At 69.2% G+C, this 11,090-nt stretch carries 11 protein-coding genes and 1 tRNA gene; 6 read left to right on the forward strand and 6 right to left on the reverse strand.

What is annotated here, in order from left to right:
- Positions 1-187: 187 nt before the first annotated feature.
- From AC1D1T_RS13385 to AC1D1T_RS13400, 4 genes are all read left to right on the forward strand, one after another.
- Positions 188-433 carry a helix-turn-helix transcriptional regulator gene (locus AC1D1T_RS13385; RefSeq protein ID WP_047501568.1) on the forward strand — a complete coding sequence of 82 codons (246 nt, stop codon included), beginning with the start codon at positions 188-190 and terminating at the stop codon, positions 431-433.
- Between the two features lie 3 nt (positions 434-436).
- Positions 437-1,792 (forward strand): type II toxin-antitoxin system HipA family toxin, encoded by a 1,356-nt coding sequence (locus tag AC1D1T_RS13390; protein ID WP_477840545.1) that lies wholly within the window; start codon positions 437-439, stop codon positions 1,790-1,792.
- Positions 1,793-1,927: 135 nt separating this feature from the next.
- Positions 1,928-2,227, forward strand: a complete 300-nt coding sequence (locus AC1D1T_RS13395; RefSeq protein WP_477828738.1) for a helix-turn-helix domain-containing protein — start codon at positions 1,928-1,930, stop codon at positions 2,225-2,227.
- The gene (locus AC1D1T_RS13400) at positions 2,224-3,594 is read left to right on the forward strand and encodes a HipA domain-containing protein (protein ID WP_477840547.1); all 1,371 of its coding nucleotides are present in this window, start codon (positions 2,224-2,226) and stop codon (positions 3,592-3,594) included. Before AC1D1T_RS13395 ends, AC1D1T_RS13400 begins: the two co-directional genes overlap by 4 nt.
- A gap of 53 nt (positions 3,595-3,647) precedes the next feature.
- Here the strand turns inward: AC1D1T_RS13400 and AC1D1T_RS13405 are convergent.
- The 5 genes from AC1D1T_RS13405 to rsmB all read right to left on the reverse strand — a co-directional run bounded on the left by AC1D1T_RS13405 (position 3,648) and on the right by rsmB (position 8,823).
- Positions 3,648-3,723, reverse strand: a tRNA-Phe gene (locus AC1D1T_RS13405).
- 39 nt (positions 3,724-3,762) lie between these two features.
- Entirely contained in the window at positions 3,763-4,461 is a 699-nt protein-coding gene (locus AC1D1T_RS13410; protein WP_047501559.1) for a response regulator, read from the reverse strand.
- Between the two features lie 6 nt (positions 4,462-4,467).
- Positions 4,468-6,735, reverse strand: coding sequence for a sensor histidine kinase (locus tag AC1D1T_RS13415; protein ID WP_047501556.1), 2,268 nt, complete (start codon positions 6,733-6,735; stop codon positions 4,468-4,470).
- 123 nt (positions 6,736-6,858) lie between these two features.
- Entirely contained in the window at positions 6,859-7,458 is a 600-nt protein-coding gene (locus tag AC1D1T_RS13420; RefSeq protein WP_465111437.1) for a DUF4390 domain-containing protein, read from the reverse strand.
- Positions 7,459-7,467: 9 nt separating this feature from the next.
- The gene (gene rsmB, locus AC1D1T_RS13425) at positions 7,468-8,823 is read right to left on the reverse strand and encodes a 16S rRNA (cytosine(967)-C(5))-methyltransferase RsmB (RefSeq protein WP_477826728.1); all 1,356 of its coding nucleotides are present in this window, start codon (positions 8,821-8,823) and stop codon (positions 7,468-7,470) included.
- A 133-nt stretch (positions 8,824-8,956) separates the two neighbouring features.
- On the opposite strand from rsmB, the gene folE reads away from it, so the two are divergent.
- Both folE and AC1D1T_RS13435 read left to right on the forward strand, forming a co-directional pair.
- Positions 8,957-9,685: a GTP cyclohydrolase I gene (folE, locus tag AC1D1T_RS13430; protein WP_047501555.1), complete on the forward strand. Its 729-nt coding sequence runs from the start codon at positions 8,957-8,959 to the stop codon at positions 9,683-9,685.
- Between the two features lie 11 nt (positions 9,686-9,696).
- Positions 9,697-10,122, forward strand: a complete 426-nt coding sequence (locus AC1D1T_RS13435; RefSeq protein ID WP_047501553.1) for a BLUF domain-containing protein — start codon at positions 9,697-9,699, stop codon at positions 10,120-10,122.
- Here the strand turns inward: AC1D1T_RS13435 and AC1D1T_RS13440 are convergent.
- A complete protein-coding gene (locus tag AC1D1T_RS13440) occupies positions 10,106-10,966 on the reverse strand; it encodes a hypothetical protein (protein WP_477991977.1) in 861 nt (286 codons plus the stop codon). The genes AC1D1T_RS13435 and AC1D1T_RS13440 overlap by 17 nt on opposite strands.
- Positions 10,967-11,090 lie beyond the last annotated feature (124 nt).

Below are 11,090 nucleotides of genomic sequence, written 5' to 3' on the forward strand. Positions count from 1 at the left end.
GCATAGGGGCGCCCAGTGCCGGAGAGCCCCTGCAAGAGGCCATTCATCCTCAATATTGGGGGGATGCGTGTGATTTTTCGGATGGACTGAAACAGCCCTTGTGCTGTTCTTTTCACTTACAGCTTATATGCAGTAAATATATTCAACAGGCTACAATTTGTGAACCTGAAGTACGCTCGGAGCTTGCATGCCTGACTTCACTGTTCGCACCGCGGATCAACTGCCGACCCTGCTGCAGGCCTTCCGCAAGGAGGCCGGCCTGACGCAGAGTGAAGCCGCCCTGCGTCTTGGCGTCACCCAGCAGACCTACTCGGCCCTGGAGCGCAACGCCGAGAAAGTGGGCGCCGCCCGGCTGCTGAAACTGCTGGGCATCCTCGGTGTCGAGCTCGTGCTGAGCAAGCCCGCCGCCAGCCCCACGCCGCCGTCCTGGTGACGCATGGGACGCCGATCGCACACCCGCTCGCTCGGGCTCTGGATGAACGGGGTCTTCGTCGGCACCTGGAGCCAGGCGCCGAACGCGCCGGACACGCTGCAGTACGACCTCGGGTGGACGGCGTCGGCGCAAGGGCGGCCACTGTCGCTGTCGCTGCCGTTCACACCCGGCAACGGGCCGCATCGCGGGCCCAAGGTTCGGGCCTGGTTCGACAACCTGCTGCCGGACAGCCAGGACATCCGCGAACGGATGGCGCGCCGCTACGCGACCGGCACGACCGAGGTGTTCGACCTGCTGTCCGAGATCGGTCGCGACTGCGTGGGTGCCCTGGAGATCCTGTCCACGGGCCGGGCCCCGGCCGGCGCCTCGGCCGTGCAGGCACAGCCGTTGACCGAGGCCCAGGTGGCCGAGGTGCTGCGCGGCACCACGACGCCGCACACGCTGGGGCTGGTCGCCAACGACGACGACTTCCGCATCTCCATCGCGGGGGCGCAGGAGAAGACGGCGCTGCTCCATCACGACGGACAGTGGTGCCTGCCGCGGGGCGGCACGCCCACCACGCACATCTTCAAGCTGCCGCTGGGGCTGATCGGCGGCATGAAGCTCGACATGCGCGACTCGGTCGAGAACGAGTGGCTGTGCTCGCGGATCCTGCAAGCGTACGGGCTGCCGGTGGCGGCCTGCATGCCACTGCAGTTCGAGGACATGAAGGCGCTCGTGGTCGAGCGCTTCGACCGCGCGTGGTGGAGCGGCCCGGCCGGCGAGCGGCGGCTGATCCGCCTGCCGCAGGAGGACATGTGCCAGGCCAGCGGCGTGCCGCCCGGTGCCAGGTACGAAGCCGAGGGCGGCCCGGGCATGGACCGCATCCTGGACGTGCTCGCCGGTTCGATGGCGCGCGAGCAGGACCGCCGGACCTTCTTCCAGGCGCAGGTGCTGTTCTGGATGCTGTGCGCGACGGACGGCCACGCGAAGAACTTCAGCCTCTTCCTGCGGGCCGGCGGGCGCTACCAGCTGACGCCGCTCTATGACGTGCTGTCGGCGTACCCGGTGCTGGGCGCAGGACCATCAAGGATCTCGCCCTTCAAGGCCGGGATGGCGATGGCGGTGCGTTCGAAGAATGCGCACTGGAAGATGCAGGACATCCAGCGACGGCATTGGGAGGCGCTCGGTGCGCGCCATGGCGTCGTGACGGAGGATGGACGGCAGGCCGGGTTCGTCATCGATGCGCTGGTCGAGCAGACGCCGCGGGTCGTGGAGATCGTCAGTGCGGCGCTGCCCGTGGGCTTTCCGGCGCAGTTGGCTGAAACCATCCTCGGGGGGTTGCAGGATGCGGCGACCCGGCTTGCCGCGCGTAGCTGAGCCCAGCCCCTCGCGAAGGAATTTCGGAATTCACGGAATTTCTTGCTCGCCGAGCGGAAGATTGGCATAGTTTCGGAAATTCAGAAATAAATGTCCTGCGCACCAAGGAATCACCTGCATCCCTGGAGTTCCGAAATGCCTGCAAATCCAGACACCTCGCTTGCCCCACTCCCCATTGCGAATGCCGCCGATCTCGGCCCTGTGGTGCGAGCCCGTCGGCGCGAACAGTCACTCCGGATAGACGATGCGGCTTCACTGACTGGCGTCTCGGTCGACCTGCTTTCCCGGCTGGAGAACGGCAAAGGTTCGGTCCGCCTCGACAAGCTCCTGACGGTGTTGGACGGGTTGGGCCTGGCACTCGTGGTCGGCCCGAAGGACCACCCCTGGATGCAGTCGGTGGCGCGACCCGTCACTGCGCGTCCGGAACAGCCATGACGCCGCCGACCGCGTCATCGCATTCGCTCACCCTCTGGGCAGACGGCCAACAGGTCGCCACGCTGAGCCACGAGCCGCTGGATGACCGGTGGTCCCTCGACTACAGCCCCCTCTGGGTCAGCACCCAGCAGGCGTTCCCGCTGTCGCCCGCATTGCCGCTCGTGCGTCCCGCAGCCGGCTACGCCGTCGGTGCGGTGAAACGCTTCGTGGAGAACCTGCTGCCCGAAGGCCGCGCACTCGACATCATCGCGACGACCAGCCGCGTCTCCAGGTCCAACGTGTTCGCGCTGATCAACGCGCTCGGCGCCGAGACGACGGGGGCGTTCAGGTTCTGGCGCTCGGGGGAGGCCCCTCCTCCGTCTCTCGCCGCCACGCCACCGCGCGAAGTGACCCGTGACGAGCTGAACCAGCGGTTGAGCGAGCGCGAAGCGATTCCGCTGGCGGTATGGGATGGCAAGGTTCGCATGTCCATCGCGGGCGTGCAGGACAAGCTGATGGTCTGGCTCGACCGTCCGCTCGACGAGGGCGGTCGCATGTTCCTCGTCGAGCCCCCGCTCGCATCGACGCACATCCTCAAGCCCGAGCCGGACCGCAAGCTGACGCCCCATCTCGTGGTCAACGAGCACTTCTGCATGTCGCTCGCCAGGCGCATGGGCCTTCCCGCCGCTGCGGTCAGCATCTACCGGACGCCGAGACCGGTGCTGGTCGTCGATCGCTTCGATCGCAACGTGTCGAAGGCGAACGGGGAGACCGTCGTCCAGCGACTGCACGTCATCGACGCATGCCAGGCACATGACCTGCCGGTGACCTACAAGTACGAGCGCAATTTCGGAAGCGGCGAACACGTTCGCAACATCCGCGAGGGCGTCAGCTTCGGCGGGCTGTTCGAGCTCGTGGAGCAGACGGTCAACAAGGCCTCTGCGCGGCTGGTCCTGCTCAGGTGGGCGCTGTTCCAGTTCCTCATCGGCAACAGCGACGCACATGGCAAGAACTTCTCGTTCTTCGTTCGCCCGCAGGGCCTGGAGCCTGCGCCCTGGTATGACCTGGTCAGCGTGCTGCAGTACCCCGGCCTCGACCACGAGTTCGCGATGGCGTATGGCGATGCGTTCTCGCTCGACGAGGTCGGGGCGTTTCAGCTGGCCGATTTCGCGCAGCGCTGCGGCATTGACCGTCGTCTGCTGAAGCGGGAGGCCTTGCGGCTGGCAAAGCTGGCGATCGAGCAGGCGCCGTCACAGGCGAATGCAGCCGACTACCTGGAAGAAGAGCGGGGCTTTGCGGGACAGCTTCGCGACTTCGTCGTCGCGCAAGCCTCTCGACTGGCGACGCTGGCGAGCGCCGCGGTGAAGATGCGGGACGACGACCTGTGAGAAGCAAAAGAGAAACAAAAAAGCCCGGCCGTGAAGGACCGGGCTTTCGAATCTGGTGGCCAAGGGCGGAATCGAACCACCGACACGCGGATTTTCAATCCGCTGCTCTACCAACTGAGCTACTTGGCCGTGAGCCGATGAGTATAGCAGTTTGCCGGCAGGCTTCGATCAGATCCCGCCGCTGCGCTTGTTGCGCGTCAGGTCGACACCCAGCTGCTTGAGCTTGCGGTACAGGTGCGTGCGCTCCAGGCCGGTCTTCTCGGCCACGCGCGTCATGCTGCCGTTCTCCTTGGCCAGGTGGAACTCGAAGTAGCTCTTCTCGAAGGCATCGCGCGCCTCGCGCAGCGGCCGGTCGAGCTCGAAGCTCTGCTCCGATTGCGGGCCGATCGGCGGCAGCGGCATCGCCTGGCTCACCGGCAGGGCTTCGATGGGCATGCCGTACTCGATGCGCGGCAGCGGCAAGGGAGGTGGAGGCGGCGGTGGCGGCGGGGCCGCGCGGCTGTTCGGCTTGACCAGCGCCTGCTCCACCGCGCGCAGCAGCTTCTGCAGCGTGATCGGCTTCTCGAGGAAGGCCACCGCGCCGACCTTCGTCGCCTCGACCGCCGTGTCGATGGTGCCGTGGCCCGACATCATGATCACCGGCATCGTCAGCAGCGTGGTCGCACCCCACTCCTTCAGCAACGTGATGCCGTCGACATCGGGCATCCAGATGTCGAGCAACACGAGGTCCGGCCGCACCCGCTCGCGGCACGCGCGGGCCTGCGCCGCGTTCTCGGCCAGTTCGACCTGGTGGCCTTCGTCGGTCAGGATCTCCGACAGCAGGGCGCGAATGCCCAGTTCGTCATCTACAACAAGAATGGTGGCCATGAACCCTCAGTGCACCCGGCTGTCGGTGGCGGCCGCTTCAGCAGTGCCAACCGGTGCGAATTTTGAAAATGATAGCGAAACTTGGGCACCGATCACGACTTCTCCCTGCTCGGAAGCCTCGGTCAGGTTGGCCAGCCGGATGCGCGCCCCGTGTTCATCGGCGATTTTCTTGACGACGGCCAGGCCCAGGCCGGTCCCCTTGCTCTTCGTGGTGACGTACGGTTCGAACGCCCGCTTCAGCACCTTGTCGGCGAATCCCGGCCCATTGTCGATCACCTGCAGCCGCACGGCCCGCACCTCGCCCTGCTCGGTGCGCGCGAGTTCGGTGACCACGCGCACCTGCCCGTCGGGCCGCTCGGCCACCGCATCGATCGCGTTCTGCACCAGGTTGTGGATGACCTGCCGCAGCTGCGTCGTGTCACCGATGATCGCCGGCAGGTCGGCCGCGAGGACGGTTCGCAGCTGCCCCGATTCCTGCGCCGTCGCGTACAGCGTCAGCACCTCGGCCACCAGCGCGTTCAGGTCGAGCGGATGCGGCCGCGCCGCCGGCAAGCGCGCGTAGTCGCGGAACTCGTTGACCAGCGTCTTCATCGCCTGTACCTGGCTGACGATGGTGCCCACCGAGCGCACCAGCATCGCCTGGTCGAGGCCTTCGAGCTTCGACTCCAGCTTGTGCTGCAGCCGCTCGGCCGACAGCTGGATCGGCGTCAGCGGGTTCTTGATCTCGTGCGCCAGGCGCCGCGCCACCTCGCTCCAGGCCTCGGCGCGCTGGGCCGAGACCACGTCGCTGATGTCGTCGAACACCATCAGGCGGCCGTCGTGCGGCATCGCCGCGCCGCGCACCAGCAGCGTCACCTTGTCGCGATCGGGCGCGGTCTGCAGGTCGAACGCATCCTGCCAGTGGTCGCGCTCGCCGGCCTCGGGGCTGCTGCGGTGCAGGTCGAAGCGCTGCAGCACCGCCCGGCCGAAGTCCGCCAGCCCCGGCACCTCCTCCAGCGTGCGGCCGCGGTAGGCCGACAAGGGCAGCCGCAGGATGCGCGTCGCGCCCGGGTTGACGGTGTCGATGCGGCCGTCGCGGTCGAACACGATCACGCCGGCCGTCAGGTTGTCGAGGATGGTCTGCAGGTTGGTGCGCGCCGCCTCCAGCTGCGCGAGGCTGCGCTGCACCAGCGAGCGCGCGTCGGACAGCTGCTCGGTCATGTCGGCGAACGAGCGCGTCAGGCCGCTCAGCTCGTCGCGCGACGACACCACCTGCTTGCGCGTCAGGTCGCCGCGCGCCACCTGGCGCACGCCCTCGGCCAGCACCAGCAGCGGCCGCGCGAGCTGGTTGCCCAGCGTCACCGCCAGCAGCAGCGCGCCGAACACCGCGAGGATCAGCGTCAGCGTCAGCGTGCCGATGTACATGCGCCGCAGGCCGTCGCGCGCCAGCGAGCGCTGCTGGTACTCGCGGTAGGCCGCCTGCACCGCCAGCGCATTCGTCACCACCGAACTCGGCAGCAGCTGGGTGACGAGCAGGAAGCGGTCCTGCGCGTCGAGCGAGATGTTCGAGCTCGGCATGAAGGCCAGCGCCTTGATGCGCGCGGTGCCCGAGTTCGCCGCGGTGTCCTCGTCCAGCCCCTCCAGCTGGCTGATCACCCGCGAGTTGCGCGCCTGGCGCAGCTGCGCCTGCGTCGGCCGGTCGGGCGACAGGTTGCCGGCGGCGCTCGGGCCCACCGTCAGCAGCACCTGGCCGCTCGGTCCGAGCACCGTCACTTCCTGCGCCGACAGCTGCTCGCGCAGCCGCTCCAGCTGCAGCGGCTGCACCGTCGGCGTGCTGTCGGCGAGCCGCTCGGCAGCGAGCCGGGCCTTGTTCGCGAGGTCGTTGACCTGCGCCTCGAGCGTGCCGCGCCCGAGGTTCAGTCCGGCATCGAGCGCGCCCTCGACCTTCACGTCGAACCAGGTCTCGATGCTGCGCGAGACGAACTGGTACGACACCGTGTAGATCAGCAGCCCCGGCACCACACCCACCATCGCGAAGATGGCCGCGAGCCGCAGCAGCAGCCGGCTGCCGAACTTGCCGCGCCGCACCCGCAACAGCAGGCGTACCGACGCGATGCCGATCACCAGCATCAGCAGCGCGGCGACGATCAGGTTGACCCAGAACAGCCAGACGTAGTGCTTCTCGTACAGCCCGCGGCTGTTGGTGGCGATCGACAGCAGGAACACCAGCACCAGCCCCGCGCCGGTGACGGCGACCAGCGAGACGATCCATGCCCAGCGGGAGGCCTTGGTCAACTTAAACTCCCAACCCACACACACAAACCACCCTGATCCAGCGGACGCCGTGGAACCGGCTTTGCCGGGCCACTGGCGGCGCCCCCTTGAGGGGGAGGCGCGCAGCGCCTCGGGGGTGGGTCATCAAAAGCGTTTGAACCGCTCTACGCGCAGCGTCCAGTCGGCCTGGCCGCCGATGCCGATCTGCATCGGCCGCGGCAGCTGGCTGGTGTCCAGCCGGTAGCTGAACTCGATGTAATGGTGGCCCTCGTCATCGATCTGCGCCGCATCGGCCAGCCGCCAGCTCACGACGCGGCGCAACGAGGCCAGCGCATCGAACAGATTGTCGTAGCTCTGGTGCAGCCCGCCGAAGGTGACGCGGTATTTCCGCGTCAGCGGCTGGTAGGCCAGGCGCCAGGTGCGGGTCGACGACGTGATCAGCTTGTCGCGCCAGTACCAGCGGTCGCGGTAGACCTCGGCCTCGGCGACGAAATACACCGGCACGCCCTTCAGCAGCGCGTCCTCGACCGAGTGCGGCAGCTCGAACTGGGCCGAGAAGCCGAGCTGCAGGCCGTCTTCGTTGCGCACCAGCTCGAAGCTCTCGAGCTCGATCGGCTCGGCCCGCAGCGGCGCGTGCAGCGCCATCAGCAGCGCGATGGCGACCCACAGCAGCAGCCGCCCCCAGCCACTCGCGCCGGGGACACAACCGCCTTGCCTGGGAGGGAACCGGAGCGAGCGCAGCACGGATGCGTTCTAGGATTTGGTCAGCAGTGCGTAGAAGAAGCCGTCGGGCGATGCACCCGGATGGAGCGCGTGGCCTTCGCCTGGATTGTCAGCGAGCGGCAGCAGGTGGCCGGGTGAAGGCCGGTCGGAAGCCACGGACGCGCCGGTTTCGCGTTGCAAAAAAGCGTCGATCACCTGCCGCCCCTCGGCCTGGAACACCGAGCAGGTGCAATACAGCAGCCGGCCGCCCGGCTTCAGCAGCGGCCACAGGGCGTCCAGCAGCTCGCCCTGCAGCGTCGCCAGCGCCGGGATGTCGGTCGGCCGGCGCAGCCAGCGCACGTCCGGGTGGCGGCGCACGATGCCCGAGGCGCTGCAAGGGGCATCGAGCAGGATCGCGTCGAACGGCCGGCCCTGCGACCAGGCGGCAGTGTCGCGCGCGTCGCCGGCCACCAGCGTGGCCTGGCGGCCGATCCGGTCCAGCGCGTCGCGCACGCGGGCCAGCCGGCCCGGGTCGCTGTCGAGCGCGGTCACGTCCAGGTCGGCCAGCTCGAGCAGGTGGGCGGTCTTGCCGCCGGGGGCCGCGCAGGCATCGAGCACGCGCGCGCCGGCCGGCAGGCCCTCGCCGGGCAGCCCGACCAGCAGCGGGGCGGCGAGCTGCGCCGCCGCATCTTGAACCGAGACATCGCCGGCCGCGAAGCCGGGCAGCCGCTGCACCGCCGCCGGCTGCGCCAGCACGACCGCCTGCGGGCCGGCGACACGGCCTTCGAGCCCGGCCTCGGCGAGCCGGCGCACATAGCCCTCGGGCGTGCCGCGGCGCGCATTGACACGCAAGGTCATCGGCGGGCGGCTGTTGTTGGCCGCGAGCAGCGCCTGCCAGTGGTCCGGCCAGTCGGCCTGCAGCCGCTCGATCCACCAGCGCGGGTGGTTGTGGCGGGCGAGCGGATCGGCAAGCGCCGTCGCCACCTGGGCTGGTTGCTCGCGCAGGAAGCGGCGCAGCACCGCGTTGACGAACGAGGCGCTGGCGCGGGCCCGCTGCTTGGCGGCCTCCACGGCCTGGTTCACCAGCGTGTGCGGTGCGTAGCGGGCGCCGTCGCCGGCCGGCTCCGAGGGGGCGGGTTCGTCCGAGCCGGCGCCCGGCCACATCAGCGCCAGCACGCTGAGCAGCAGCGCGTCGACGAACGGCGGCGGCGCCTTGGGCACGAGCTGGCGGCGCAGCACCTCGGCGGCGCCGAGCTTGCGCATCACCTCGAACGCCAGCGCCTGCGTGCCGGGCCGGGCCTCCGCGGGGCAGCGGGCGAGCGCATCGTTGAGGGAGCGGCCGTCGCGCACGGCCTGCACGGCGGTGGCGACATGGACGAGAAGCTGGGACAGGGGCAGGGAAGTCACGGGCGAGAGTCTACGGGCGCGGATCTGCGGGCGCGGCAGGGCCCGGTTTGGCGCGGTTCCGGGGATCCCGTCACAATCGCCGACCTGCGGTCAGCACCGACCGCCACGCCCCGCGCCCACCAGAAAGACCGACATGCCGAAAGCGCCCCCTCGCAACGACGCCCGAAGCGAAGCCGAACTCGCCGCCCTGCCCGCGTCCGAGCGTATCCGCTACCGGCTGGTCGGCGCCGATTGCCGCTACCACGCCAACGACAACATCGCGGCCCACATCCGCGAAGGCGAGATCGACGAGCTGCGCGACGAGGTCGAGGCGAAGATGCAGGAGGTGCTGAAGGCGCTGGTGATCGACACCGACAGCGACCACAACACCCAGGAAACCGCCAGGCGCGTCGCGAAGATGTTCCTGACCGAGGTGTTCCGCGGCCGCTACGTGCCGATGCCCGCGGTCACCGAGTTCCCGAACGCCGAGCGGCTCAACGAGCTGATGATCGTCGGCCCGATCACGGTGCGCAGCGCCTGCTCGCACCACCTGTGCCCGATCATGGGGCGGGTGTGGATCGGCATCCTGCCGAACGAGCATTCCAACCTGATCGGGCTGTCGAAGTACGCCCGCATCTGCGACTGGATCATGAGCCGCCCGCAGATCCAGGAAGAGGCCGTCACGATGCTGGCCAACGAATTGCAGAGCCGGGTCAAGCCCGACGGCCTCGCCCTCGTGATGGAAGCCGATCACTTCTGCATGCACTGGCGCGGCGTGAAGGACGACCAGGCGATGATGACCAACAGCGTGATGCGCGGTGCGTTCCTGAAGGACGCGAGCCTGCGCCGCGAATTCCTGTCCCTGCTGAGCAAGAAGACCTGAAAGGATTCCCCATGCTCGTGCGCCTGATGTACGCCAGCCGTGCCGCCGCGTCGATGGACACCGAGACGCTCGCGGCGATCATGAAGAAGTCTCGCGCCCACAATCCGCAGGTCGGCGTGACCGGGGTGCTGTGCCACTCCGGCGGCATCTTCCTGCAGGTGCTCGAAGGCGGCCGGCTGCCGGTCAGCCAGCTGTACAACCGCATCGCCAACGACCCGCGCCACCACGACGTGGCGCTGCTGCGCTACGAAGAGATCGGCGAGCGCCGCTTCGCCGGCTGGGCGATGGGCCAGGTGATGATGAACATGCTGAACCCGGCGCTGCTGCTGAAGTATTCCGAGCGGGCCGAACTCGATCCCTACGCGGTGTCGGGCGAGGTCTCGATGGCGCTGTTCGACGAGCTGGTCGCGTCCGCCTCGGTCATGTGCCAGAGCTGACGCCGGCGCGCAGCACCGCGGCCGGCAGCTCGATGTAGTGCCGTGCCAGCTCGGGCGGCAGCGGCGAGTCGAGCAGCAGCCCGGCCAGCCGCAGCGCATCGGCCGCGCCGTCCGACAGCCGGTTCATCGGGCTCGCGGCCAGCGCCGCCTCCAGCCAGGCGCGCACCAGCACCGGCCGCAGCATCCACGGCAGGCCCTGCACGACGCCCAGCGCATGCGCCACCTCATCGGCATCGGGCAGTTCGGGCGCCGGCACGATCGCATCGCGCACCCAGCGCTTCATCACCGCCTGGTACCAGGCCGCGCCGCTCTCGAGCTCGCCGTCGGGCACGAGCCGCGACAGGAAGGCCGTCAGACGCGCCACCTGCATCAGCGCCGATTCCGGCAGCTCGGCGAGGTCGTTGCTGGCGCTCGCGTTCGGGCTCGGCGGGCGGGCTTCGCCGAGGCGGTGCCGCAGCGCCAGCCAGTGCAGGCGGTCGATCGGGCGCACCTGGCCATCGGCGGCCATCACGCGGCGTGCCGCCTCGACGACATCCTGCCGGTCGTTCAGCGGTGCGCGCGCGATGCGCGAGAGCAGCACCTCGATCCACGGCAGGCGTGCGGCCGGGCCCAGCTTGTTGACCTCGTCGCGCAACGCATCGGCGGTGCTCAGGCCGCGGGTCTCGTCGCGCCAGGCGCGGCGCTCGCGCTGGCTGCCGGGCGTCGCGATCAGTGCCAGCAGCACCGCGCGGAGTTCGCCCGGGCCATGCACGCGGCCGAGGCGGTCGATCGCTTCGCGTTCGTCGTCATCCGACGTGGGACGGGGTTGCGGCAGCGTGCCGCTGGGGTCGGGTGTCTCGGACATGGGGACAGCATAGGCGATGGGCGCGGCGGGAGCAGCTGCCGATAGCGCGGTGGGCAAGCGGCGCGGCTCGCCGGCTTCGTCAGCCGGCAGCGCCGGGGCCGCGAGCGGCGGCATCGCGCGGCCG

This window comes from Rhizobacter sp. P2_H3, from assembly GCF_056403355.1.